Raw genomic sequence first — 25,444 nt, 5'->3', positions numbered from 1 at the left:
GGACGCGTACTCCGGACCTAGGATGACGGCATGAACCGAGCCGTGTCCGAAGCCGCGCCCGGCCGGGCCGAGCTGCCCGGCGATGCCGAATTGCCGAGCAGTGCCGCGCTGCCCGACCAACTGCCATCGCACCTGGCCGACGCCGTCAGCGACGAATCGCACCTGCGTCGCTTTCTGCACGGTCTGCCCGGCGTCGACCCGGTCGGCGTCGAGGGCCGGGCCGCCGCGCTGGCCACCCGCTCCATCAAGAAGGCCTCGAAGCTGGCCGCCATCGACCTGGCCATCTCGATGGTCGACCTGACCACTCTGGAGGGCGCCGACACCCCCGGCAAGGTGCGATCGCTGGCCGCCAAGGCCCGGCGACCCGACCCGGACGTCCCGGAAACGCCGATGGTGGCCGCGGTCTGTGTCTACCCGGACATGGTCGGCACCGCGGTGCCGGCCCTCGCCGGCACCGGCATCGGGATCGCCTCGGTGGCAACGGCTTTCCCGTCCGGTCGATCGTCGCTGGCAGTGAAACTCGCCGATACCAGATACGCCATCGAGGCCGGCGCCACCGAGGTGGACATGGTGATCGACCGTGGCGCCTTCCTAGCCGGCAACTACGGTCTGGTCTTCGACCAGATCGCCGCGGTCCGGGCCGAATGCGACCGGCTCGGCTCCGGCACCCGGCTCAAGGTGATCCTGGAGACCGGCGAACTCGCCACCTACGACAACGTGCGGAGGGCGTCCTGGCTCGCGCTGCTGGCCGGCGGCGATTTCATCAAGACCTCCACCGGCAAGATCTCACCGGCCGCCACGCTGCCCGTCACCCACGTGATGCTGCAGGCCGTGCACGACTGGCACGTGCAGACCGGCGAGCTGCGGGCGGTGAAACCGGCCGGCGGCATCCGCAACACCAAAGACGCGATCCGCTATCTGGTGGCCGTGCACGAGGTCGCCGGACCGCAGTGGCTGGATCCGTTCCTGTTCCGGTTCGGCGCCTCCAGCCTGCTCAACGACCTGGTGATGCAGCGCCGGGCGCAGACCCAGGGCCACTACAGCGGGCCCGACTATGTGACGGTGGACTGAGACACATGGCGAAGAAGACCAGCGGCTTCGAGTGGGAATACGCCCCGGCCCCGGAATCGGCGGCGATCGGCAAGCTCAAGGAGCGCTACCTGCCGTTCATCGGTGGAAAGTTCGTCGAGGGCAACGGCGAGGAGATCAAGACGATCAACCCGGCCACCGAGCAGCCGCTCGCAGTGGTGAGCACCGTCTCGACCGACGACGTCGACACCGCGGTGACGGCGGCCCGCACCGCCTACGACACGGTCTGGTCGAAGATGCCGGGCAGCGAGCGCGGCAAGTACCTGTTCCGGATCGCCCGCGGCATCGCCGAACGGGCCCGTGAACTGGCCGTGGTCGAGACCCTGGACAACGGCAAGCCGATCAAGGAGTCCCGCGACGTCGACGTGCCGACCGCCTCCGCGCACTTCTTCTACCACGCCGGTTGGGCAGACAAGTTGCAGCACGCGGGATTCGGTCCCGATCCGAAGCCGCTGGGAGTGGCCGGGCAGGTGATCCCGTGGAACTTCCCGCTGCTGATGGCCGCCTGGAAGATCGCCCCGGCGTTGGCCGCCGGCAACACCGTGGTGATCAAGTCGGCAGAGACCACCCCGCTGTCGATCCTGGTGTTGGCCGAGATCATCGCCGATGCCGGTGTGCCGCCGGGCGTGGTCAACATCCTGACCGGCGCCGGCGACATCGGGAAGGCGCTGGTGAACCATCCCGGGATCGACAAGGTGGCCTTCACCGGGTCCACCGACGTGGGCCGGCAGATCCAGTCGTCGTTGGCCGGGACCGGCCGCAAGGTCACCCTCGAGCTGGGCGGGAAGGCCGCCAACATCGTCTTCGACGACGCCCCGATCGACCAGGCGGTCGAGGGCATCGTGAACGGGATCTTCTTCAATCAGGGCCACGTCTGTTGCGCCGGAAGTCGCTTACTGGTGCAGGAATCGGTGGCCGAGGAGGTGCTGGAGAAGCTCCGCACCCGGATCGGCACGCTGCGGATCGGCGATCCGATGGACAAGAACACCGACGTCGGCGCGATCAATTCGGGCGAACAACTGAGCAAGATCCGCGAGCTGACCGCCGTCGGCGACGCCGAGGGCGCGCAGCGCTGGACGTCACCGTGCCCGGTCCCGGACCGTGGGTTCTTCTTCCCGCCGACCATCTTCTCCGGGGTGTCGCAGGCGATGCGGATCGCCCGCGAGGAGATCTTCGGGCCGGTGCTCTCGGTGCTGACGTTCCGCACACCCGACGAGGCGGTCGCCAAGGCGAACAACACCCCGTACGGGCTGTCCGCCGGCGTCTGGACCGAGAAGGGCTCGCGCATTCTCGGTATGGCGCAGTCGCTACGGGCCGGCGTGGTGTGGGCCAACACCTTCAACCGGTTCGACCCGACCGCCGCCTTCGGCGGCTACAAGGAGTCCGGCTTCGGCCGGGAGGGTGGTCGCAGCGGGCTCGGCGCCTACCTGGACACCGACGACGTGGCGGAGGGATTCTGATGGCGGCCAAGGATTCGGGCAGGGCCGCGGCCGGCGAGCGCGTCGCCGTTGCCAAGACCTACAAACTGTTCATCGGCGGTGCCTTCCCGCGCAGCGAGAGCGGACGCACCTACCAGGTCACCGACGCGAAGGGCGGCTTCGCGGCGAACGCCGCGCAGGGTTCTCGCAAGGACGCCAGGGACGCGGTGGTGGCCGCCCGCAAGGCCTTCGGCACATGGGCCGGCAGCACCGCCTACAACCGCGGCCAGGTGATCTACCGGATCGCCGAGATGCTGGAGGGCCGGCGGGCCCAGTTCGTCGAGCTGGTCACCGCGGGCGAGGGGCTGACGACTTCCACGGCCGCCGCCGCGGTGGACGCCGCGATCGACCGGCTGGTGCACTACGCCGGCTGGACCGACAAGATCGCGTCGGTCCTGGGCAGCGCCAATCCCGTTGCCGGGCCGTACTTCTCCTTCTCGACGCCGGAACCGACCGGGGTGGTGGCGGCGGCCGCACCGCAGGACGACTCGTTCCTCGGACTGGTCAGCGTGATCGCGCCGATCATCACCTCCGGCAACACCGCGGTCGTGGTCAGCTCGGCGGCCCGGCCGCTGCCGGCGATCGCCTTCGCCGAGGTGCTGGCCACCGCCGACCTGCCGGCCGGCGTGGTGAACCTGCTGACCGGTGACGCCGCCGAGATCATGCCGCACCTGGCCGCGCACGGTGACGTCAACGCACTGGACCTCACCGGTTGCGATGCCGAGCTGCGGGCGGCACTGGAACGAGCCGCTGCGGGCACCGTCAAACGCGTCTTCGCGGGGCGGCAGCCGAACTTCACCGCCCCGCCCGGCACCGCCCGGCTGCGAGCCTTCCTGGAGACCAAGACGGTCTGGCACCCGACCGGCGCCGTCGCGCTGTCCGGCGGCGGCTCGTACTGACCGGCGCCCGAACCGGGCCGGTAGCGGAATGTTGGCCGACACGCCGGCGAGACTTGCGCTACCTGTTGAACGTTCCGCTACCTGGTCGGGGGGAACGGCTGCTGCGGCTGGGCGGGCTGGTGTTGAACTGCGGCTGGTTATCGGGAGCCGGCTGGTTGAACTGCGGCTGGTGGTAGGCAGCCTGCTGGTTGAGCGGCGGCTGCGCGGGCGTGTTCTCGCGGCGACTCACCACGTCCGCCAGCACCAAGCCTGCGCCGAGCACGGCGAATCCGATGCCGAGGCCGGGCTGCAGGTCGTCGGCCCAGGCCAGCACGGTGAAGTGCATGTCCATCAGTCGCAGCACGAGAGAACCGAGGCCAAGCACCAACAGCAGCACGCCGATGCGGGTCAGGATGCGCATGAAGTGATTCCTTTCGAACAGGCCGGGCCGTCCGGGGCCGGATGGGCCTACGACGTGGCCGGGGTGGATCACGTTCCGTCGACGTCATCCCGGACACGCGCGACCGCGGGGAAGCGGCAATCTGTGCAGGTCACCGTCGGTGCGGTACACGTCACATCGCCTTCAACCGCGGTTGAGGCCGGTATCCTGAGGGCTGCCATCACGAAGGAGAGCGCCGCCGCATGCCCGAGAGCACCACGCCCACCCGTCCGGATGCAGGACTGCGGATCGCCGTCGTGGGTGCCGGCCCGGCCGGTATCTACGCCGCCGACATCCTGACCAAGACCGGCGGCGTCGCCGTCGACTCTGTCGACATCTTCGATCGGCTGCCCACCCCCTACGGTCTGATCCGCTACGGCGTGGCTCCCGACCACCCGCGGATCAAGCAGATCATCGTGGCGCTGCACCGGGTGATGGAGAATCCGCGGATCAGCTTCTACGGCAACGTGCAGGTCGGCGTCGACGTCAAGGTCGACGAATTGCGGCAGTTCTACGACGCCGTCGTCTTCGCGACCGGAGCCGAGCGCGACCGTGGCCTGACCATTCCCGGCGCCGACCTCGACGGCTCGCACGGCGCCGCGGAGTTCGTCGCCTTCTACGACTCACACCCGGACCGCGAGCAGACCTGGGACCTGACGGGCGCCCGCGAGGTGGCGGTGATCGGCGTCGGCAACGTCGGACTGGACGTGGCCAGGATCCTGGCCCGCACCGGCGACGAACTGCTCTACACCGAGATTCCGCCGCACGTGCACGAGGTGCTGCGGAAATCGGCCGTCACCGACGTGCACATGTTCGCCCGGCGCGGCCCGGCACAGGCCAAGTTCACCCCGGTGGAACTGCGCGAGCTGGATCACTCGCCGAACGTCGAAGTGCTGGTCGACCCGTCCGGCATGGAGTTCGACGCCGGCTCGGAGGAGGCCATCGCCAAGGCCAAGTCCCAGCGGATGGTGGTCGACGTGCTCAGCGAGTGGGCGCTGCGGGACCCGCGGCCGGGACCGCACCGCCGGATCCACATCCACTTCCTGCAGAACCCGGTGGAGATCCTCGGCGACGGGACAGTGTCCGGGCTGCGCACCGAGCGGATGGAGCTGACAGGCGACGGGAACGTCCGCGGTACCGGCGAGTTCACCGACTGGGACGTCCAGGCGGTTTACCGAGCCGTCGGCTATCGCTCCGAGCCGATCGCGGACCTGCCGTTCGACGGCGCCAAGCTGGTGCTGCCGAACGAGGCCGGTCGGGTGCTGGATCCCGGCGGCGCCCCGCTCACCGGCATCTATGCCACCGGCTGGGTCAAGCGCGGACCGGTCGGGCTGATCGGGCACACCAAGTCGGACGCAGCGGAAACGGTGGCCAACCTGCTGGCCGACGCCCCTGAGCTGCCGCGGGCACCGCACCGGAGCCGGGCCGAGGTCGAGGCCCTGCTGGCCGAGAAGGGGCTGCGCGTCACCGATTTCGACGGCTGGGACCGGCTGGACGCACACGAACGTGAGCTCGGCGTTGCCGACGAGCACGATCGTGAGCGGGTCAAGGTGATCTCCCGGTCGGAGATGACGAGTATCGCGGCGAAGGCCCGGCACCAGTGAACCAACCGGCGAGCGCGCCGACCCTTGGCACGCTGGAGCTGTTCACTGCGCTCGATCGGCCGGAGCTGTTGGGCGAACCGGTCCGCGACGCGCTCGCCCACCCCGACGGACAACTGGATCAGGTCTGGGTGGCCCCGATCGATGCCGAGCTGGCCGACACTGCGGTGTTCTGCGAACGCTACGACGTCCCGCTCGAGGTCTCGGCGAACTGTGTGGTGATGTCCGGCAAGCGTTCCGGTGAGCAACGCTGGGCGGCCGCGGTGATCCTGGCGACCACCCGTGCCGACGTGAACACGGTGGTGCGCAAGCGGTTGGACGTACGGAAGGTCTCGTTCGCGCCGATGGACGAGGCGGTGACCAGGACCGGCATGGAGTACGGCGGGATCACCCCGATCGGGCTGCCGGCCGACTGGCCGATCCTGATCGACGCTGCCGTCGTCGGTGCCGGACCGGTGGTGATCGGCGCCGGCATCCGCGGCGCCAAGATCGTCATCGACGGCGCCACGCTGGCGAAACTGCCTGGTGCCGAAGTGATCGAGGGCCTGGCGGTCTGACGAGGTCCCACGTCAGCCGCTCGGAGCCACCAGGATCGACCGTCCGCCGAACAGGATGCGGTCGCCTTCCCGGACCGGCGTCGGCTCCCCCGGCGGACAGAGCAGGATCTCGTCATCGGCGCCGGAGATCCGCACTCCGTTGGTGGAATGCCTGTCCACCACGGTGATTCCGGCGGTGGTGATGGTCAGCGCCAGATGGGTCTTGGACACCCCGACCGAGTCGGTGCCCACCGCCAGTCGCCGGTCCACCTGCTCGCCGGGGACGGGTTGCGGGTCGCGACCCACCAGCACGACGCCGCCGACGGTCACCCGTGCGCCGGTATCCCATTCCAGGGTCGCGGTGGCCGGCCTGGCGTCGGCGGCCGGTCGCGACGCAGTGGCGTCGGCGTCGTCGATCAGCGCGCGTGGATGCTCGGAGGTCGGCGCGTCCGACAGGGCGTGCCGGCCGACCACCGTCGTCGGCGCCTCCGCCAACGGGTCGGCGGCCGCGATGTCTTCCCGGCGCACCACGGTCGTTGGTCCGTCCGGTGCGGTGGGCGGTGCAGCTGACGAGCCAGGCCGGGCTGACGGCCCCGGCTGGGCAGGCGGCACCGTCTGGGCAGGCGGCACCGGCAGGGCTGACGGACCCGGCTGGGCTGACGGACCCGGCTGGGCCTGCGGACCCGGCACTACTGACGGGGCCGGCGGCACCGGTGTCCACCTGGATTGGGCAGCGGGGTCGAAAACCGTGAAACCGTCGGCACTCTCGGCGATCACCCTGGACCCGGCGGCCCGGTCCCACCAGGTCTGCTCCCGGCCGGACGGATCCCATCGGTAGGACAACGCGCCGAGGCCGAGCGTGCCGATCACCGAGCCGGCCTCGGTCCCCATCCGGCCCAGCGTCCGGAGCGCGCCGATCCGGCTGCCGGTGCGTTCGTCGACCACCCGCAGGCCCACAACTGCCTTCCCCGGCCCTTGCCCGGTCGCCGACTGCCAGATCCAGACCAGCGCGCACCAGGCGATCATCAAGGCCGGCAACGTCAATCGCACCCAGGAGGCCAGCTCGGTGACCGCCGCAGCGGTCAGCAGCCCGGCCAGTAGCAGGACCAGCGGCGCGACGTCGATGGCGGTGGCCAATACCCGGCGCGATACCGGGGCCGTGTCCGTCTCGTCCAGCCGGAGCGAGCGCTGCGGGGTCGGAGCGCCGCAGTTCCGGCAGGTCTCGGTGGTCGCCGTCAGCCTGGCCCCGCAGTTCGGGCAGTACCGGTCCACCACCGGGGCGGCCGTCACGTCCGTTTCCGTAGCGACGCGAGGGAGAGCCGGGCCCGGAACCTGCGCCAGCCCGACTGGGTGTTCTTGATCGACGCCAGCTGGGATTCCATGTCGGCCCAGTAGCGATCGGCCTGCTGTGGATCGACCGGGTCCGGCGCGAACACGACCGCGTCGGCCCGGCGGGCCAACACCAAGACGCCGGGCGCCGGTGCCACGGGCGGCCCCTGGGACAACCCCGCTACGCCTGGCTGGGACAACCCCGCTACGCCTGCAGGTGGTGGGGCGAACGCGGCGGCGAGCTGCTCGGCGGCCTCGGCCCTGGTGGTGCCGGCGTTCGGCCGCCGGCCGAAGTCGGCCGCGGTGTCCATCAGGTGCGACCAGGCTCCGGCGATGCGTTGGTCCGGGCTGCCCGCCCCGTGCCGCTTCTTGCGGCGGGACTTCAGCAACAGGATCGCGCCGATCGGCAGCAGCACCAGCAGGCCGGCACCGGTGCCGGCCCCGATCCAGCCCCATGGCACCGCCACCGGCGACGGGTTCTCGTCATCCCGGGGGGTGTTCTGGTCCGGCTCCTTCGGCTGCTGGTCCGGCGGCGACTGTGCCTCGTTCTGGTCGGCGTCCTTCGGCGGGATCGGCGGCGGCGGTGGCTGGCGCTGCTTCGGCGCGGCGCCCTGCGCCTCGGGGTCATCGGACGGCGCCGGCAGGTCCTTGCCCTCCTGCGGCAGCGGGTCGAACGACACCCAGCCGGCGCCGGTGAACGGCACCTCCACCCAGGCCGTCATCTGCGACCCGGTGAAGGCCGTCGTCCCTGCGGTGTCCCGACCGGCGAAGCCCATCACCACTCGTGCCGGAATGCCCTTGGACCGCAACATCAACGCCATCGCGACGGAGTACTGCTCGGCGTCACCGAACATGTATTTCGCGGTCAGCAGCCGGCGGATCCGGTCGGCGCCGTGGCCACCCGGTACGCCCTTCCAGTTGTCGCCGTGGGACAACCAGCCGTCGTCGTGCAGGTGCTTGCGGATCGCCTCGATGATCCCGATCTCGTCCTTGGCGCCGGCCGTCCACTCGTCCGCCTTGGTCTTCACCTCGGCCGGGACCGCGTCGCTGATGTCGCCCATCGGCGCCGAATCGTCGACCGATGCGCCGGCCAGCTCCGCGACCGTCGGCTGGGTCGGCACGGACACCTCCAGGTGGTAACTGTTGCCCTCGGTGAGCATGCTGGTGACCAGCGCCGCACCGGTCTGCCGGTTGTACCGGAAGCCCTCCCGCAGCCGATCGGCGTCCGCGCCGGAGAACTCGACCGCGGCCAGGTATCCGGCGGTCGGTGCCCAGACGTCGTGATAGTCGCCGACCGTCACCGTCAGGTCCGCCCGCTCGCCCGCCGGGACCGACGCCAGTCGATCGCCGACCCGGGTGAACACCCCGGAATCGGCCGAGGCCGAATAGATCCGGCCGTCCCAGGCGTCGAGGGTGGCCAGCCGCAGCGGCACCCCGGCCGGCAGCCCGTCGACGGTGAACAGCACCTGCTTGGTCTGCAGTTTTACGTAGGAGCGGTAGCCGCTGAGCGGGCTGGGCAGCGTCGACGGGTCGAACGGCGGCTCCACCAGCTCACGCACGGTGGTTCTGGCCTGTGCGTCCGGCAGCAGCCCGGGTCCGAGGAACACGCCCGCCGCGACGGCCGGGATCAGCAACGCGACCAGCGCCAGCGGCCGCCGTAGGTCCAGACCCGGACGGCCGTCTGCCCGCCGCCGCGAGCCGGCCCACAGCAGGGCGGCCAGTGCCAGCGCGGTGCCGGCGATCGCCGGGTGGAAGGCACTGCCGGTGCCGAGCAGGGCGGCGCCGGCGGCCATCAGCGCCGGGGCGAGCAGGGCCGTCAGCGGCCGGGCGGACCGCAACGCGACCGACACCCCGGCGGCGGTCAGCACCAACGAGGTGAGGAAGGCCGGCAGCAACAGCGACCCGGCGCTGCCCACCGGGACCGCCACGGTGAGCATCTGCTTCCAGGAGGTGATGACGCCGACCGAGAGCAGTCGGATCGACTCGCCGCTGGGCAGCACCCCACCCACGGTGCTGCGCGGCACCGCGGCGGCGCCGCCGACGAGCAGATAGCCGACGGCGGCCAGCGGCAGGGTGAGAACGGCCGGCCAGCGGGCCAGCGCCGGGATCAGCGCGGCGAGGCCGCCGACCAGGGCGCCAAGTCCCAGCGCCAGCAGAAACCGCGAGCCACCGTAGGCGGGTCCGAACGCCAGCCCGGCACCCGCCACCAACACCGCGATCGCGGTGGCGTCGACCAGCATCCGGCCGACCGGCAACCTGTCTCTCATGTCGCGGCCCTCACGCCGCACGCAATCGGCGCAGTGCCTTCGGCAGGTCGTCCAGGGCGCCGATGGTGGCGACATCGACCCGGTCGATGGCGCCGAGCGTCGGCTTCGAGCCGGCCAGCACCCTGATCGCCACCACCCTGACGCCCACCGCGAAACTCATGCCGGAGCGCCGGATGGTCAACGCGTCGGGCTTCGGGCCGGTGATCAGCATGCCGACCGACGCGTTGGGCACCGCGGCCGCGGTGAGCCGCCCGGCCACCAGGATGCCGGCGCCGGGCTGCGGGTCGATCCCGGAGAAGCCGTCCAGCAGGGTGCGGCCCGATCTGGCCCGGACCTGGCCCCGGCCGGCGCCGACGGTCACCGGCCGCTCCTCCCGCATCGCCTGCGCGCCCAGCGACGCGGCGACGCTCACCGCCAACTCGAACTCCTCGACCGTGCCGTACTCGTCGGGGTCCACCGACAGTGCCACCGCCAGGTGGGTGCGCCGGGTCTCCTCGAACTGCCGCACCATCAGCACCCCGGTGCGCGCCGAGGTGCGCCAATGCACGTAGCGCCGGTCGTCGCCGGGGACGTACTGGCGCAGCGCGTGGAACGAGACGTCGTTGCTGGACAGGTCTTTGGTCGGCTGACCCTCCAGGTCCTTGACGATGCCGGTGGCGGCGCCGTGCAGCGCAACCGTTCTCGGGTGCACGAACAAGTTGCTGGCGACGGTCCAGCGGACCTGACGCCGCAGCAACCCCAACGGGTCGCCGCGCACGGACAGCGCCGGGCCGACCTGGATCACCGCGCGGCGCGCGGTCGGGATCACGAACAGGTCCTCGTGTTCGGCGCCGCCGGCCAGCCCGGGGATCCGGAACGAGGCCATCGACCCACCGACCGGAAGCTCCATCCGGGAGGACAGCAGCCGCCGGGTTCCACTGTTGCGCACCGTCAATGCTCCGGTGGCACGTTCGCCGGCCACCACCCTGGTCGACTGCAGATCCACCTCGACCGCATAGGAACTGCGGCCGATCAGGAACAGGCTGGCGACCAGCAGCAGGGCCGCGATGGCCACCGCGGCCACCATGAACTCGCTCCACCCGAATACCAGCGCCACCACCAGGCAGAGCAGCAGCCCGCAGATCGCGGTAGCCCCGGTACCGGTGACCGGTGCGAACAATCGTCGCAGCGACGGCGCCGGCGCCTGGATCCTGGTGGACCAGGCATTCGTCCCGGTGGTGTCCGGAACCGGTGTGCCACCGGCGTTCTCGGTGACGCGATGGTGCTCCCAACCGGATTCGGTCGGGTGCGGGTGCTCGGCGGTCGGCGCCGGTGCGGGTGCCGGCGCTGTCATCCGGGATCCTGACGCCCGCTCATCGCCGCCGCTCGGGTGGCGAGACCTCGCCGAGGATCCGGTGCAGTACGGAGGCGACGGTGGTGCCAGTGAATTCGGCCTCGGCATCCAGCAGGATCCGGTGCGCCAGAACGGGTTCGGCCAGATCCTTGACGTCGTCCGGGACCACGTAGTGCCGGCCGTGGGCGGCCGCCCAGGTCCGGCTGGCCCTGGTCAGCGACAGCGCGCCGCGGACCGAGACACCGACGGTGGTTTCCGGGGTGGTCCTGGTCGCCTCGGCGATCCGGGCGATGTAGTCCAGCACCGCGGGATCGGTGTGCACGGTGGCCGCCAGTTCGGCCATGTCGACCACCGCCGACGTGGTGATCTTCGGGCTGACGGTCCGGACGTGCGTCTTGGTACTGCTGGCCGCCAGGATCTCCACCGTGGCGGCGTGATCCGGGTAGCCCAGCGAGGTCTTCATCAGGAACCGGTCCAGCTGCGCCTCCGGCAGCTTGTAGGTGCCGGCCTGCTCGATCGGGTTCTGGGTGGCGATCACCATGAACGGATTCCCGACCTCATGGCTGACGCCGTCGACGGTGACCTTGGATTCCTCCATCACCTCCAGCAGCGCGGCCTGCGTCTTCGGTGACGCCCGGTTGATCTCGTCGGCCAGCACCACGGAGGCGAAGATCGGGCCCTTGTGGAAGTCGAAGCTGCCGCTCTTCTGGTCGTAGATGGTGACGCCGGTGACGTCGGAGGGCAGCAGGTCGGGGGTGAACTGGATCCGGGAGTTGCTGCCCTGCACAGTTGCCGACATCGCCTTGGCCAGTGAGGTCTTGCCGGTGCCCGGGAAATCCTCCAGCAACAGGTGGCCCTCGCTGAGCATGCAGGTGAACGCCAACGAGATGGTCCGCGGCTTGCCCAGAACGGCCTGGCCGACGTTGCCCACCAACGAGGAGAAGGTCTGGGCGAACCACTGGGCGTGGTCGGGGGTCATGGTCATGAAGGTGAAATCACTTTCTCTCAGCCGGTGTTGGGGAAGTCTCGCTCGTCGCTGGCGCTGTCTGCCCCGGAAACCACGATCTTGACTCGAACCTTGTTGTCGATGGAATGATCGCCGAGGTAGGCGGTGAACTGATGCTTCCCACCACCGGCGCCGAGGCTGAAGTCGTATTCACGGAAGAGTGAACCGTCCGTATAGACCTTTGCGTGATAGTCGCCGCCGGAGAAGTGCGAGTACGTGAAGGCGATGTAATTGCAGCGGATATCGCAGGTGGAAGTGCTGACACCGTCGCCGGCAGCGACCTGGATGGAGGGGTTCGGGCAAGCGTCAGCACTCCCGGGCTGGGTACCGGCTTCGCTGCGGTGTCCTTGCGAATCTATCGCCACTACCGAGATCGTCACGGACTTACCGCAGGAGGTCCCCATGGTTGCGGATCGACCTGCCTGTGCTCCGCCGCCGTTCACCGAATAGGTGTAACCGCCGATGCCGTTGCTGGCGGGCTCTGGCCAGGTGAAAGACACCGAGTCCTGCGTCGCGCCGCTCTTGGACGGGTTGGGTTTCGGCACCGGGCCGTACGGCGTGGCGGTGTTGGTGTTCGACCCCGCAGAGACGTTGCGCTGCGGGGCAGCCGTGTGCGCACGGACCTGGAACGTGTACGTGCTGCCGTTGGTCAGCGTCTTCCCGTCCGACTGCACTGTCGCGGTCCCGCCGTTGGTGATCCCACGCCAACTGCTGCCACCGTCGGTGGTGTAGTCGTAGCTGCTGATCGGCCGGCCATTGGCCGGGCCGTCGGTCCAGTTGAACTTCACCTGGTTGTTGCTGCCGGTCCGGTCCACCGTCAGGCCGGTGGGGGCGCCAGGCGTGTCGTACGGGGTCGCAGTGACTTCGTTCGAGCGGTCGCCGAGGTTGCCGGCCGACTCGCCGTTGATCGCCCGGACCACGTAGGTGTACGCCGTGCCGTTGTCACCTGGCACCGTCAGCGAGGTGTCGGTCCCCTTGCCGGTGTCCTTCCAGTCGCCGCTACCGGCGATCGCGTACTGATACCCCTTGATGTCACGGCCATTGCCGTCGGCGGCATCCCAGTGCAGCACCAGCTGGCCGGCCGCCGCGTCCGCGTCGGCGGTCAGGTTCGGCGGCGCGGCGGGCGGGCCGTACGGCTTGGCGTCCTCGGTGTTCGACGGCTCGGCGCAGTTGGCGCCCTCGTCCGGGGCGGCCGTGCAGGCCCGCACCCGGAAGGTGTACGCCGTCCCGTTCGTCAGACCGTCGGGCTTGACGCCCGGCTGGTCGCTGCCGGTGTCCTTCCAGGCGTCCCCGCCCAGCGAGTACTGATACGTGGTGATCGGGTAGCCGTTCGACGACGCGGCCGACCAGGCGAGCGTCACCTCGTTGTTGTTGCCGGTGGCCGTTGCGGTCAGGTCGGAGACCTGGCCGGGCGCGGTGTACGGCTTGACCGATGCCGGGGCCGAGGCGGCGGACGACCCGGCCTTGTTGGAGGCCACCACCGTCACCGTGTAGGTCACGCCGAGCTTCGCCGGGTCGATGTGGGCGGAGGTGGTACCGACCGGCAGATCGACCGCATCACCGCTGCCGTCGTCACCGTGCCAGGTCATTCGGTAGTGCGGCGGATCGCCGCCGTCGTCGGCCTCCGTCCAGGACACGTCGATGCGCTTGGCCGCACCCGCCTTGGTGGCGGCGTTCGGCCTCACATCCGTTGGGGTACCAGGCTTGCCGGCCGGCACCACCGAGGTGCCCGGCGACCAGTCGCTCGGCGTGCCGGAGGCGTTCAGCGCCCGGACCTTCACCGTGTACTGGGTGCCGTTCTCCAGGTGGGCGAAGTCCCGGTCGTGCACGGCGGCGGCCACCTTGACCGTGCCGGGGGAACCCGACGGCGCCGGGGTGATCTGCACCTCGTAACCGGAGATCGGCGAGCCGTTGTTCGCCGGCGGCTGCCAGCTCGCGGCGAGCGTCCGGTCGCCCTCGGTCAGTCTCGGCGGCCCCGGCGGCTCCGGCGAGGTGTCCGGCCGGATGCCGGCCGACCCCCTGGACGCCGGCGATTCGCCGGCCCCGTTGTGCGCAATCACCGTGAAGCTGTAGGTGGAGTTGTTCGTCAGCCCCTTGAGGGTGCACGGCGAGGCCGCACAGTCCTGACTGAAACCGTTGGCGGACACCGTGTATCCGGTGATCGGCGACCCGTTGTCGGCCGGCTCCGTCCACTGCACGGTTGCGGTGCCGTCACCCACCTCCAGCTTGGTCGGCACCCCAGGGGCATCGGGCTTACCGCGGACGGTGACGGTGAGCTGCGACTGCACGTTGCGGTCGGGGTCGCCGGAGGCATCGGCCACCACGAACGGCACGGTCAGCTGTCCGGTGTAGTCCGGGTCCGGGGTCACGGTCACCGAACCCGATCCGTCGAAGTCGACCGAGTATCCGGCGCCGGTGCCGACGCTGATCAGCTTCAGCGGTTGGTCGGCGCCGAACGGGTTGCCGGCGCCGTCGAGCACGTTCACCGTCTTCGGCTGCCCGGCCAGCGCCTCGACCGTCTGCTCCGACAAGGTGATCGGCGGCTTGGTCGAGCTGATCACCTGGACGGGCATATCGGTGACGACTTCCGGGTTCACCCCGTCGTTCACCGCCACCTTGAAGGTCGCCTGGGTGCCCTTGGCCGTCGACGCCGGCGCGCTGACGGTGAACTTGTCGCCGGCCAGCCGGGCGGTGATCCCGTTGCTGCTGCTGCTCTTCAGGCTGAACTTCAGGTTCGACATCTTGTCGGGGTCGTAGGTCACCAGGTCCGACAATGAGGTCGGGGCCGATGAGGTACCCGGTTCGACCTGGACCTCGGTGTTCTGGAACACCGGTGCCTTGGGCTTCTTGGCCCTGATCCGGGCCTGGATCCCGGTCCGGACCGGCTTGGCCACCCCGTCGGTGACGGTGACGTTCAGCTGTGCTTTGCCGTCGCCGTCCTCCGGCACCGTCCAGAGCAGGGTGTCGGCGTCCACCCTGCTCAGCTCGCCGGTGCTGGCCTTGTTGCTGCCGTTCGCCGGCAGGGTGACCTTCCGGCCGTCCTTGGTGCCGCCGACGTAATCGGCGACCTTGACCCTCACCTCGGTGCCGGCGTCCACCACCAGCGGCTTCAAGGCTTTCGGCGCGTACACCTCCGGCTCCGGATCCGGTGGCGTCTCCGGCTTCTGCTGCGGCCCGTTCTGCGGCGGCGCGGCGATGTTCAGCTCGGTGCGGGACGGGACGATCAGGAAGGCCTCGGCGCTGAGCCCGTCGGCATTGGTCACCTGATAGGCCAGCACCTGCCGGCGTTCGGCCAGCTTCACCGACACCGTCTGCTTGCCGGTCACCGTCAGCCGGCCCTGCGACACCTGGGGCACCGCGGCCTTGAGGTCCTCGGGGAGACCGCCAGGGTTGGCCGTCCAGGCCGTCAGGTCGACCCGGGCCGACTGGTGGTCGGGGCTGATCATGCTGTCGACGATCAGTGCGTCCTGGGCCGTCGGCGACACCTTCGGGGCGTTCGGGTCGACCTTGATGGTCAGCGTGCCGGACGCCGTGCGCTGGCGGGCGTTCTTCACGTTGTACTGCAGGGCGACCGTGCCCGGCGACGCCCCGGCCTTCGCCACGATCGTCGAGTCGCGCACGCTCAGCTGCAGGCCGCCGCGCGACCCCGCCGACGAGAACGCCGGATCGGCGAAACTCACCGCGAGGCCGCCGGGATCGGTGACCTCGTCCAGCACGTTGACCGCGATCGCCTTGCCGGGCGCGACCACGGCCTGCAGATCGGGTGCGACCGGCGGTTCTGCCGTCTTCGGCAGTGGCGCCACCAGCACATCGACCGTCCCGGTTGCGGTCCCGCCGAACGGATCGCTGATGGTGTACGTGAAGGTGTCAAGACCCGGCTTGTCGAAGGCGCTGTAGCGGATCGTCGAGGTGCCGGAGACCGCGGCACTGCCGAGGTTCGGCGGCTCGGCGACCGCCGCGGCGATCGCCCAGTCGCCGTCCGGGTCGATGCCGTCGATCGGCAGCGGGATGTCGACGGTGCCGCCGGCGAACACCCTGGCCTGCGCCGTCGGCGGCGCCTGTGGGGGCGCGTTGTCACCGGTCGGGACCACCGTGATGGCCAGGTTCGCTGACGCCCGCTTACCCGCCTGGTTGGTCACCGTGTACTGGGTGCGCAGGGTCTTGCCCTTCGCCACCGGACCGGAGGCCGGCGCCATGTAGCGCACCGAATCGCCGGTCGCGAAGAGCAGCCCCTGGTCGGCGCCGATCGCGTCCTTGGCGAAGGCGACCGGGCGGACCAGGTCCCCACTGGGATCGACGGCATGCTGGGCCACCGGGATGGTGATGGCGTCGCCGGCCCGGACCGACACCTGGATCGGCGAGGCGATCGGCGACATCGGTTCGGCCGGCTGCGGCACCGGGACCACATGCAGCCACCCGACGGCCGACGGCCCGCCGGCCGACACCGTGTATGTCAGCCAGATCCCGGCCGCCGGCAACGGGTGCCGCGCCGAGATCCGAGCCAGATGCATGTCGATGGTCTGGATGATCAGGCCTCGGGCCGCAGCGCCGCCAGCGGCGTCGCCGGCGGCGGCATCGATGCTCTGCACGGCGACGATCCCGCCGGCCGGGTCGGTGTCGTTGGCGGTCAGGTCGACCAGCGCCTCGCCGCCGGTCGGCAGGTAGGCGACGTCCGTCATCGGGACCGGCGGCAGCTGCTCGACCGGCTTGTCCCGGACGTCGACCCGCAGCACGCCCTTGGCCTGCTTGTCGCCGGCGGCCACCTCGTAGTCCAGGTAATAGCTGCCGGCCTTCGCCCCCACCAGGGTGACGGTGCCGGCCTGCCGGTCGGGCGTCACGCTCAGCCCCGGCGTCGCCTTCTGCGGGGCGACCTTGGTGAGCGTCACCTCTTCCGATCCCGGCCACAGCACCGACTTCAGCGGCTCGGCCTCGATCTGCTCGCCGACCACCCCCGAGACGTACACGGGTGAGGCGACCGGGTTCGCCTTCGCCTCGTCGACCACCTCGACGGTCAGCCGGCCGGGCACGCTGTTGGTGCCGTCCGACACGGTGAAGTTGATCGTCTTCTTGGTGAGACCGGCCGTTCCGGTGTCGCCGACGGTGATGTTGCCGTCCGGGCTGTAGGAGATCCGGTCGTCCGGGTTGTTGCTGGTGGCGGCCGTCAGGAACAGGGCGTCGCCGGTGGGCGAGATCCAGTCGCCGAGAACGTCGGTGGTGATGGTGCCACCGACGATGACGGTGGCCGCCGAGTCGCGCACCTTCTTCGGCGGCACCGGTTTCTCCTGGCTCACCGGGTTCACCGTGACCTTCGCCGCGGCGTCGTGCCCGGCGCCGTCATCGACGGTGTAGCTCAGCTGGATCGGCCCGGTCGCGTTCAGCGGCGGCGCCACCTGCAATGCCTGTCCCCCGTCGATGACGGTGGCCACGCCCTCCGGGCCGTCGACCTGGCTGATCACCGCGATCGAACAGCTGGAGCTCTGGTCGTTGTCCAGCACCCGCAGCACCGTCGCGGTGCCGGTCCGCACGCCGTAGCTGTCGGCCTTGGGATGCGGCGGCGCCATCCCCTTGGAACAGTCGGTGCGGGCGGTGGTCAACCGGTCCGCCTGGCCCTGTACGCCGGTCTCGGACTTCTCCACGTCGTTCTCGTCAGACCTGATCTGGTCCCAGTTGTTCACCAGCACCATGTCGTCGTCGATCACCCAGGAATTACCGGTGGTGACGTCGTTGAGCACCACGGTGTCCCCGTTGACCCGGAAGATCAACCGGCTCGCGTCGACCACCCCGCTGATGTCCCTGACCGTCGGGGTATCGCCGCACCACAGCAGATAGGTCGGCGTGCCGCCCGACCAGGCCTCGTGGGCGCAGCCGGCGACCAGCACCGGCGCCGCCGCGCTGCCGCTGCCGGTGGTCGGCTGCGACTGCACGGCGCCGGTGGCCAGGTTCACCCGGAGCAGCGCGGTGTCGGTGCCGATCAGCACGCTGTCGGCGGCCGGCCCTGGCTGCTGCAGGACGGGATGCGCGGTGCCGTCCGGCAGACCGAAGGCGAGCGGTCCGGTGGCCGTCTGCACGATGATCCGGTTGGCCGGAGCGTCAAGCACCACCGGGACCGCGCCGACCGCGGTGATCGAGACCGGCGTCGGATGCTGCTCGGAGGCAGCCGTCAGCCGGCCGTCCGGCAGCGGGACGGTGCCTTGGACATCGCTGCCCTGGGCATCACTGCCCTGCCCGGCGGCGTCGCCGCCGCCGGCGGTGAGCACGGTGAGCGCGTCGGCGCCGGGCGCTGCGACCGTCACCGTCCCCCCGGTGACGGTGGCCACCGCACCGGGCGCGGCCGTGCCGTTCGGTTTCTCGGTGGTCAGGTCGTCGGTGCCGAGACCGGCCGTCGGCAGCACCCAGATGCTGCCGGTGCGCAGATCGGTGACGGCGACCGTGGTCTCGGAGATCGCCACGTCGGCGCTCTCCGGGATCGTCACCTTGCCGGACAGCGCCGCCGTGGTCGGATCGAGCGTGCGCAGGGTGTGCTGCACCCGATCCACCACCACCACGGACGCGTCGTTCTGCAGCAGTTCGGTGTCCTGGCTGTCCAGCACGACCGGCGACTCGACCTCGTGGGTCTGCTGGTTGAGCAGGCCGAGCATCAGGTCCTTGTTGCTGGTGACCCAGGCCGCCCGTTGCTCCGCCTGCACCGAGGTACTGGCGTATCCGGGCGAGCGGGTCGCGAAGAAGCCGACAATCGCGGCCACCAGGACCCCGGCCAGGGTGAGCGTCACCGTCACCGCACGGCGGGTAACTCGTGACTCCACGCAGGCTCCTCGGTTCTGTGGTCAAGTCAGCGCGCTCGGCGCTCCCCGATGACGACAACCGATGTCCCAGGATTCCACACCGACATGCGAGCACGCACCCGTTCGCCGAAGTTGTACCCGCCAGGGGGACGGGTTCACAGCTTGAGATCGAGCAACTTCAGGTCCTCGACGGTCACCAGCCGGGAGGCCACGGCGTGCTCGACCAGCCGGGCCCGCCGATTCGTCGCCAGCTGCCCCGGCCCGCCGCGCAGGCCGCGGACGCCCCGGCGGTCGAGCTTGTCGCAGACGTTGTCGAGTTTCCGGTTGAATCTGGTCATCTCCCAGCCCAGCCGGGCGGCGGCATCCTTGGACGAGGGCATGGCCGAGGTCCCGGTGCCCTCGCGCTTGAGCATCGGTTCGGCCAGCGCCACGATCACCGCCTTCTGCGACTCGGTCAGCAGCACCGGGCCGATGGTGGTCTCGCCGGACGTCGCCCCGGCCGGATCGCTGACCTCGAACGTCGGCTCGTTGCCGACCAGGGTGAGCTCGTAGGTGGTGGGACCGGCGGTGAACAGCACCGTGGTGTTGGCGAACACCAGCGGCAGCCGCGCGCCCGGGGCCAGGAACGCCTGCACCGAGCCGGCCCCGTCGGTCACCGTCGCCGACAACTGGGAGCCGGTGTTGGACAGCCACCACAGCCCGTCAGACCTGGCCACCTGCAGGAAATGCCGGTGCAGGTAAGGATTGTCGTCGATCTGCAGGTCGCCTCCCCGGCCGATGGTGAACGGCTTCTGCTCATCGAGTTGGGTCCACTCTCCGCAGAACTCCACATGCATGGTCACCGAAACGTCTCCTCCCGACGGGCCTGGTCGCCGGCCCTGCCTGCCATCATCTCCCGGCACACGTCGATTCGTCGCCCGACGGCTGACCGTTCCGGACCACCTTGACGATGATGCAGGCGTCCGGTGCGTCCACCGTGATCCTTGTTTGCTGCGTATTCCTCGCCTGACCTTCGTCTCCGGTGGTGACGTCGGTGCGCTGCCAGGAGTAGAAGTCGCCGGTCTGCGGCCGCGGGTTCCGCCAGCTGAAGACCGACTTGCCATCGACCACCGTGCCGGTCAGCGCGACCACCGGATCCGGCGGCGGGGCCACCGCCTGTTGCTGGGTGCTGGTGGCCAGCAGATCGCCGGACGGCGGCACCGGCCCTGGTCCGGTATCGGTGCCGCGGGTCGAGAGCAGCACCGCGACCACCGCGGCCGCCACCACCAGGACACCGCCGCCGATCAACAACGGCAAACGGGAATGACGAGCCCCGGACGCCCCGGCGGTGTGTGCGGTGCTCGGGGAGCCCGGGTGGTGGCGGCCATGGTGCTGGACAGGCAGGGAACCGGGGCGCCCGGCGGCGTCACCGGGTTCGCGCACCACCGTCTGCTCGTTCGCCGACGCCATCGCCGCCGGGAAACCCGGCGGCAGGTCGTACTCCGGCATCACCGACGGCGGCACCGCGCCGATCGGCCCGTCCGCCGCCCTGGTCGGTTCCGGTTCGATCACGGTGAGCGCCCGCACCCGGGTGGCCGGGGAATCGCCGAGCTGCTCGGCGGCCGTCGCCGGATCCTCGTCCAGCACGTCGATCGGGGTCGGTGCCAGCCGGAGCTCCCCCTCCACCTGCTGCAGGGCCCGGGCGAAATCCAGCGCCGTCGCGTACCTGGCTGCCGGGTTCTTGTCCATCGCCCTGGCGATCACCCGCTCCAGGCTCGGCGGCACGTCGCTGCGGCCCAGGGCGGGCAGCGGCGCCGAGCGGATCCGGCTGATCAGGTCGGCCGAGCCGTTCGGGCCGCCCGGCCGGTCGAACGGCGAGCGGCGGGCCAGCACGGTGTACAGCGAGGCGGCCAGCGAGTAGACGTCGGCCCGCTCGTCGCCGCCGGTCTGCTCACCGAACACCTCGGGCGCGGTCCACGGGATGCTCATCCCCACCGCACCGCCGCCGGCGGCCAGCGCCTGCGGCGTCGAACTCTGCACCGAGATGCCGAAATCGGACAGCACCGGGTGCCCGAAGTCGGTGGTCAACACGTTGGCCGGCTTGATGTCCCGGTGCAGGATGCCCGCCCGGTGCGCGGTCTCGACGGCGCCGGCCAGCCGGATGCCGATCCGCAGTACCTCGCCGACGGTCAGCCGTTCGGCCCGATAGCGGGCCGACAGGTTGGGCCGGGAGCAGTACTCCATCACCATGTAGGGCCGGCCGTCGCCGGAGATCCCGGCCTGATGGATGGTGACGATGGCCGGGTGCGTCGACAGCGCCGCCATCAGGTTCGCCTCGGCGTCGAACTGGGCGAGCAGCTCGTGGTCGGCGGCGCCGGGGATCAGCACCTTGACCGCCACCGACCGGCGCGGCAGATGTTGTTCGTACAGATAGACATCGGCGAACCCGCCGGAACCGAGCAACTTGCTGACGGTGTAGCCCGGCAGGTCGGGCGGCGGGGCCGGCGGCCTACGAGCCACGCTGTCCCCCGTTCGTCACTGCGCGCCTTCCACCAGGAAGGCGATGCCGTCGCCCAGGTCGACGGTCCAGCCGATCTCGACGACCACCGACTGACCCTGGTGCAGCAGCTGCTCCGGCCGGTCGGACGGCCGGATGACGGTGCCGTTGGTCGACTGCAGGTCGGTGACCACCAGATGCCAGTCCTCGGCACGGATCTCGACATGCGAGCGCGAGATGTCCTGGTTCGGGCTGGGCACCGTGACGAGCTTGGGCAGGTCGCTGGACGGCACCCTGGCCACCGACGGCGCACGGCCGATCACGATGCGCCGGTCGATGTCGAACACCGGCCCGGTCGAGAGCCTGATCCGGCCGAGCACCGGCTGCTGCGCGAGTACCGGTTGGCCGGCCGCGATGGGCGCGCCGCAGACCCGGCAGTTGCCGCTGTGCGGGGCGTTGGCATGGCCGACCGGGCAGATACTGGCGTACACCTGGCCGGCGGCCGGCGCCGGTGGCATCGGCGCCGGCCGATAGTCGGCCGGCAGCTCCTCGGCCAGCTGGGTGAGCCCGTCGTGGTCGCCGACCAGTTGCGGTGCAACGGGTTCCGCCGGAATTCGGGTGTTCATCAGCGGTTGCTGGGAGTGCTGGTCGGTCGGCGGGCGACCCTCGGAGGCGGGTGGGCGCTCGGCCGGCGGTAGTCCCTCGGCCGCCGCCGGGGCCGGCCGCTCGGTCGGCGGGCGCTCCTCGGACGCCGCCTCGCCGGCGGACACCGGGCCGTGCACGACGAGCGGTCCCACCGGCGGCAGCGTGGTGGCGGCCGGGACGAACGGCGGCGGGGTGATCGGCGGCAGATCGAGCGTCGGCGGGATGAACGGCGGCGGGGTGAACGGTGGAACCGTGACCATCGGGAGCGGGTTCTCCAGGCTCGGCAGCGTCATCAGCTGCCTGTCCGGCTCGGCAACCGGCCCGGCGTCGGGCGTCCGCGGCTCGATCTCGGCGTCCCGGTCAAGGTCTCGGTCCTGGTCGATGTGCTGGTCGAGGTGCTGATCGAGGCCTCGGTCGATGTCGAGATCGACCTCCTGCTCGAAGTCACCCTCCGGCACCGATTGGGTCGCATCCGCATCGATGGATTCGGCCGGCAATGCTGGCTGCGCGTCATCGGCGCCTTCGTCGTCAGCAGCGTCGTCAGCAGCGGCGTCGTCGGGAGCGGCGAGAGCGTCGGGAGCGGCGACGGCGGAACTGACCAACTTGGACAATCCCGCAACGGCAAACGCCGCATCGTCAGCAGGACGGTCCGGGTCGGACGGACCGGCGAGCACGGTCTGCGCGTCGTCCGGCCCCGGCTCGAGGGTCGAGGCGAACTCGATGTCCGGAGCGGGCGCCGTAGGGTCAGGCGCCGGCACCATCGAGATGACCGTGACCGCCTCGTCGGCGTCCGGATCGCTCACCGGTGCCAGGTCGCTGACCGCGGCACCGGGCGGCTCGGACGCCGCCGCCACCGCCGCGTCGCACAGCTCCCACCGCACCGATCCCGCCCGCACCACGCCGGCCGGCATCGGCAGCAGGTCGGACGCTGCGGGCAAGGTGTCGGCGCAGGCCACGTACACCACGGCCGCGTCCGCCACCAGCACCTCGGACCAGGTCACCAGTCCGGCTCCGCTGACCGGGATCTGTTCGCCGGCAACGGTTTCCACCACTACCGTGATGCCGCCCTGGACCAGCGCCCGGACCGTACTGCCCTTGGCCGAACCGTCGGCGTCAGGGTCGTCAGCGGGTGCCACGACGTCAGCGGGTGCAACGGCGCCGGCGGGCGCAGTGCAGATGATGGCCAGCGGAAGTCCGGTGCCCAGCGCTCCGTCGCGGAACAGCTCGCCGATCAGCTCCGCGGCATCCGCGCCGGAGCGCACCGACGGCCACCAGCGCAAGGCGTCAGCCGCCTCGCCGCCGGTGTAGACGATCGCTCTGTCCCCCGCGACCAACCAGCGGTCGCCGGGCAGATATCCGACGGGAGTGTTCATTGCGCGCCACCTCGACCGCTCGGTTCGTCCCGCGGCCTGGTGAGCTCCACATCGGGGTCGCCGCCGTCGGCCCCGCCGGAATGACGCACCGTTGCCGGGTCGGTCCGCCCGCCCGCGACGGTGAGCACGTCCACCACCATCGCGGTCGCGTTGTCCCGCCCGCCGGCGGACACCGCCGACGAGACCAGCGCCTCGGCAGCCAGCTGCGGATCGATGTGCGCACCGAGAATCCCGCTCAGTTCGCTGTCGGTGAGTTCGCCCGTCACCCCGTCGGTGCACAGCAGTAGCCGCTCACCCTCCTGCGCCGGGATCAGCCAGCAGTCGAGGTCGCCGTCGCCGACCAGCCCGACCGCTCTGGTGATCACGTTCCGCTGCGGGTGTCTGCGCATTTCCTCGCGCTGCAGTTCGCCCGCCTCGACCAGCTCTTGCACATACGAATGGTCGACGCTGATCTGGGTCAGCTCGCCGTCGAAGCTGCGGTACACCCGGGAATCGCCGATGTTGAATGCCAGCCAATAGGAGGCGCCGTCCAGTTCGGTGACGGCCGCGCCGACCACCGTGGCGCCCCCGCCGGACCCGTTGCGGATCCGTCGGCCGGCCCGCTGGACGCAGCCGAGCACCCAGTCCGAGCCGATGGCGGCACCGGCGTCACCGTCGATCGCGATGCCGAACTCCTCGACGATGATCGCCGCGGCGACGTCCCCGGCGGCGTGCCCGCCCATCCCGTCGGACACCACGAAGACCGGCGGCGCAGCAAGTAGCGCGTCCTCGTTCACCTTGCGAACGCGACCGCGGTCGGTCGCGCTCCCCCAGATCACCTGCACCGCGTTGCCCGGCCCTGTCCGTGCGCTGCGCAGGTCGTTCGCGAGCCAGCGCGCGGTGCGCTCGAACTCATCGCCGGAGGTGTCGTCACCGGCAGTGTCGTCACCGGCAGTGTCGTCACCGGCGGTGTCGTCACCAGCGGTGTCGTCAGCGGCCGGATCGTCATCCATGACGGCGCGCCCGGGCCGTTCCGCATCCCAGTCCTCCGTCGCCTCGGTTCCTGGCGTTGTCGCCGCTCCCGCACCCGGTGACGGATCGGACTGCCCGGACGTCATCATGGCTGTCACCGTACCCAGCAACGCCGGTCGCTCCCGCCGGTCCCGGATGCCCCGGAACCCGGTTGCGAATCTAGGTGCGCCGGGACCTTCCGGCCATGGGGAGAACTCACCATGAGGACGCCGGGCGCCGGAGCGGGAAAACTGCCAACTGGCGACGGGTTTCAGGACGAGCCGGTGGCAGCGGTATCAGCCCGACTTGCGGCGGAAGGTCCGGGTGGCCTTGTGGTTCTCGGTGGCGTCGCCGACCTTCGCGTGCCCGTCCAGGTGGCCGCCACGAGCGGCGTTGGCGGCATTCTTGCGCTCGAGCGCGGCGGCCATTGCGGACTTGGTGGAAGCGGTGACCGGCGCCTCTTCGGTCTCGGCGGGCTGGGCGTCGTTCGCCGGGGCTGCTTCGTCCGCGGATTTGTCTGACGTGGCCATCTCGTACTCCTCGTGCTGCTATCGGGTGGCGGTCGTCGACGCCGGCAGGTTCACCGGCGCAGCCCCCATCATGGCTGCCGCCGGACCCCGTTGCCACCCCATTGCCGGTTTCGACACCCACCGGGCGGGGCATGGCAGGCTGGCAGGATCAGGCACCGGCAGCGAGGCCGGGCAGTGGGCGGGCCCGGCCGCGACCCCGGGAACGGGAAGGTGGGCGGACAGATGAGCCAACAACTGCGGGCGCTGCGCAACTTCATCGGTGGCGAGTACGTCGATGCGGTCGAGGGCGCGACGTCCGAGGTGGTGAACCCGTCGACCGGCGAGGCCTATGCCACCGCGGCACTGTCCGGGCAGGCCGACCTGGACAGGGCCTACGCCGCCGCGGAGGCGGCCTTCGAGAGCTGGGGGCGCACCACCCCGTCCGAACGGCAACTGGCGCTGCTCAGGATCGCTGACGCGCTGGAGAGGCGGGCCGACGAGTTCGTCGCGGTCGAGAGCGAGAACACCGGAAAACCCCTGGGGCTGACGGCGTCCGAGGAACTGCCACCGGGTGTCGACCAGCTGCGCTTCTTCGCCGGCGCCGCCCGGGTGCTCGAGGGGCGGGCGTCGGCCGAGTACCTGAGCGGCTTCACCTCCTGGATCCGGCGGGAGCCGATCGGCGTCGTCGGGCAGGTGACGCCGTGGAACTACCC

17 protein-coding genes are annotated in these 25,444 nt (G+C 70.7%); 6 read left to right on the top strand and 11 right to left on the bottom strand.

Features of this window, described 5'->3' with window-relative positions:
• Positions 1–30 precede the first annotated feature (30 nt).
• Genes deoC through K340_RS0121035 form a run of 3 tightly spaced genes read left to right on the top strand, consistent with a single transcriptional unit; the run spans position 31 to position 3,466 of the window.
• Positions 31–1,071 (top strand): deoxyribose-phosphate aldolase, encoded by a 1,041-nt coding sequence (gene deoC, locus K340_RS0121045; protein ID WP_084614718.1) that lies wholly within the window; start codon positions 31–33, stop codon positions 1,069–1,071.
• A gap of 5 nt (positions 1,072–1,076) precedes the next feature.
• Complete coding sequence (locus tag K340_RS0121040; protein WP_029138144.1) at positions 1,077–2,549, top strand: aldehyde dehydrogenase family protein; 1,473 nt, start codon at positions 1,077–1,079, stop codon at positions 2,547–2,549.
• Entirely contained in the window at positions 2,549–3,466 is a 918-nt protein-coding gene (locus K340_RS0121035) for an aldehyde dehydrogenase family protein (protein ID WP_029138143.1), read from the top strand. The genes K340_RS0121040 and K340_RS0121035 overlap by 1 nt, the downstream gene beginning before the upstream one ends.
• A gap of 58 nt (positions 3,467–3,524) precedes the next feature.
• Here K340_RS0121035 and K340_RS34650 read toward each other — a convergent pair whose 3' ends face one another.
• On the bottom strand, positions 3,525–3,866 hold the full coding sequence (locus K340_RS34650) for a hypothetical protein (RefSeq protein WP_051267099.1): 342 nt from the start codon (positions 3,864–3,866) through the stop codon (positions 3,525–3,527).
• Between the two features lie 221 nt (positions 3,867–4,087).
• Here K340_RS34650 and K340_RS0121025 point away from each other — a divergent pair, with 221 nt between their 5' ends.
• Positions 4,088–5,488, top strand: coding sequence for an FAD-dependent oxidoreductase (locus tag K340_RS0121025; protein ID WP_211229576.1), 1,401 nt, complete (start codon positions 4,088–4,090; stop codon positions 5,486–5,488).
• Positions 5,485–6,042, top strand: a complete 558-nt coding sequence (locus K340_RS0121020; protein ID WP_029138141.1) for a YbaK/EbsC family protein — start codon at positions 5,485–5,487, stop codon at positions 6,040–6,042. The genes K340_RS0121025 and K340_RS0121020 overlap by 4 nt, the downstream gene beginning before the upstream one ends.
• 12 nt (positions 6,043–6,054) lie before the next feature.
• On the opposite strand, the gene K340_RS36100 is transcribed toward K340_RS0121020, so the two are convergent.
• The 10 genes from K340_RS36100 to K340_RS32095 all read right to left on the bottom strand — a co-directional run bounded on the left by K340_RS36100 (position 6,055) and on the right by K340_RS32095 (position 24,752).
• The gene (locus K340_RS36100; RefSeq protein ID WP_029138140.1) at positions 6,055–7,311 is read right to left on the bottom strand and encodes an RDD family protein; all 1,257 of its coding nucleotides are present in this window, start codon (positions 7,309–7,311) and stop codon (positions 6,055–6,057) included.
• Positions 7,308–9,617 (bottom strand): transglutaminase-like domain-containing protein, encoded by a 2,310-nt coding sequence (locus K340_RS0121010; protein WP_029138139.1) that lies wholly within the window; start codon positions 9,615–9,617, stop codon positions 7,308–7,310. The genes K340_RS36100 and K340_RS0121010 overlap by 4 nt, the downstream gene beginning before the upstream one ends.
• 10 nt (positions 9,618–9,627) lie before the next feature.
• On the bottom strand, positions 9,628–10,950 hold the full coding sequence (locus tag K340_RS32110; protein ID WP_084614717.1) for a DUF58 domain-containing protein: 1,323 nt from the start codon (positions 10,948–10,950) through the stop codon (positions 9,628–9,630).
• A gap of 19 nt (positions 10,951–10,969) precedes the next feature.
• Positions 10,970–11,935 carry an AAA family ATPase gene (locus K340_RS0121000; protein WP_029138138.1) on the bottom strand — a complete coding sequence of 322 codons (966 nt, stop codon included), beginning with the start codon at positions 11,933–11,935 and terminating at the stop codon, positions 10,970–10,972.
• Between the two features lie 20 nt (positions 11,936–11,955).
• Positions 11,956–18,759 (bottom strand): fibronectin type III domain-containing protein, encoded by a 6,804-nt coding sequence (locus K340_RS0120995; RefSeq protein WP_154674407.1) that lies wholly within the window; start codon positions 18,757–18,759, stop codon positions 11,956–11,958.
• A gap of 134 nt (positions 18,760–18,893) precedes the next feature.
• On the bottom strand, positions 18,894–19,574 hold the full coding sequence (locus K340_RS0120990; protein ID WP_029138136.1) for an FHA domain-containing protein: 681 nt from the start codon (positions 19,572–19,574) through the stop codon (positions 18,894–18,896).
• Between the two features lie 52 nt (positions 19,575–19,626).
• Entirely contained in the window at positions 19,627–21,237 is a 1,611-nt protein-coding gene (locus K340_RS36790) for a serine/threonine-protein kinase (protein ID WP_037366099.1), read from the bottom strand.
• A 15-nt stretch (positions 21,238–21,252) separates the two neighbouring features.
• The gene (locus K340_RS36785; RefSeq protein ID WP_029138135.1) at positions 21,253–23,232 is read right to left on the bottom strand and encodes an FHA domain-containing protein; all 1,980 of its coding nucleotides are present in this window, start codon (positions 23,230–23,232) and stop codon (positions 21,253–21,255) included.
• Positions 23,229–24,332 carry a PP2C family protein-serine/threonine phosphatase gene (locus tag K340_RS32100; RefSeq protein ID WP_154674406.1) on the bottom strand — a complete coding sequence of 368 codons (1,104 nt, stop codon included), beginning with the start codon at positions 24,330–24,332 and terminating at the stop codon, positions 23,229–23,231. Before K340_RS32100 ends, K340_RS36785 begins: the two co-directional genes overlap by 4 nt.
• 186 nt (positions 24,333–24,518) lie before the next feature.
• Entirely contained in the window at positions 24,519–24,752 is a 234-nt protein-coding gene (locus K340_RS32095; protein ID WP_037366098.1) for a DUF5302 domain-containing protein, read from the bottom strand.
• A gap of 222 nt (positions 24,753–24,974) precedes the next feature.
• Between K340_RS32095 and K340_RS32090 the strand changes: the two genes are divergently transcribed.
• A partial coding sequence (locus K340_RS32090) for an aldehyde dehydrogenase family protein (RefSeq protein ID WP_154674405.1) occupies positions 24,975–25,444 on the top strand: 470 nt, incomplete at its 3' end.

Origin of the sequence: Nakamurella lactea DSM 19367 (assembly GCF_000426645.1) — a bacterium.
Taxonomy (GTDB): Bacteria; Actinomycetota; Actinomycetes; order Mycobacteriales; family Nakamurellaceae; genus Nakamurella; species Nakamurella lactea.
The sequence above is the reverse complement of the archived record's forward strand: the minus strand, read 5'-3'. Positions and strand labels throughout refer to the sequence as shown.

Coding starts and splice junctions, on each gene's coding strand:
- K340_RS0121025 (WP_211229576.1), top strand. CDS start 4,088: ATGCCCGAGAGCACCACGCCCACCCGTCCGGATGCAGGACTGCGGATC.
- K340_RS32100 (WP_154674406.1), bottom strand. CDS start 24,332: ATGATGACGTCCGGGCAGTCCGATCCGTCACCGGGTGCGGGAGCGGCG.
- K340_RS36785 (WP_029138135.1), bottom strand. CDS start 23,232: ATGAACACTCCCGTCGGATATCTGCCCGGCGACCGCTGGTTGGTCGCG.
- K340_RS32095 (WP_037366098.1), bottom strand. CDS start 24,752: ATGGCCACGTCAGACAAATCCGCGGACGAAGCAGCCCCGGCGAACGAC.
- K340_RS0120990 (WP_029138136.1), bottom strand. CDS start 19,574: ATGCATGTGGAGTTCTGCGGAGAGTGGACCCAACTCGATGAGCAGAAG.
- K340_RS34650 (WP_051267099.1), bottom strand. CDS start 3,866: ATGCGCATCCTGACCCGCATCGGCGTGCTGCTGTTGGTGCTTGGCCTC.
- deoC (WP_084614718.1), top strand. CDS start 31: ATGAACCGAGCCGTGTCCGAAGCCGCGCCCGGCCGGGCCGAGCTGCCC.
- K340_RS0121035 (WP_029138143.1), top strand. CDS start 2,549: ATGGCGGCCAAGGATTCGGGCAGGGCCGCGGCCGGCGAGCGCGTCGCC.
- K340_RS32110 (WP_084614717.1), bottom strand. CDS start 10,950: ATGACAGCGCCGGCACCCGCACCGGCGCCGACCGCCGAGCACCCGCAC.
- K340_RS0121010 (WP_029138139.1), bottom strand. CDS start 9,617: ATGAGAGACAGGTTGCCGGTCGGCCGGATGCTGGTCGACGCCACCGCG.
- K340_RS0121040 (WP_029138144.1), top strand. CDS start 1,077: ATGGCGAAGAAGACCAGCGGCTTCGAGTGGGAATACGCCCCGGCCCCG.
- K340_RS0121000 (WP_029138138.1), bottom strand. CDS start 11,935: ATGACCATGACCCCCGACCACGCCCAGTGGTTCGCCCAGACCTTCTCC.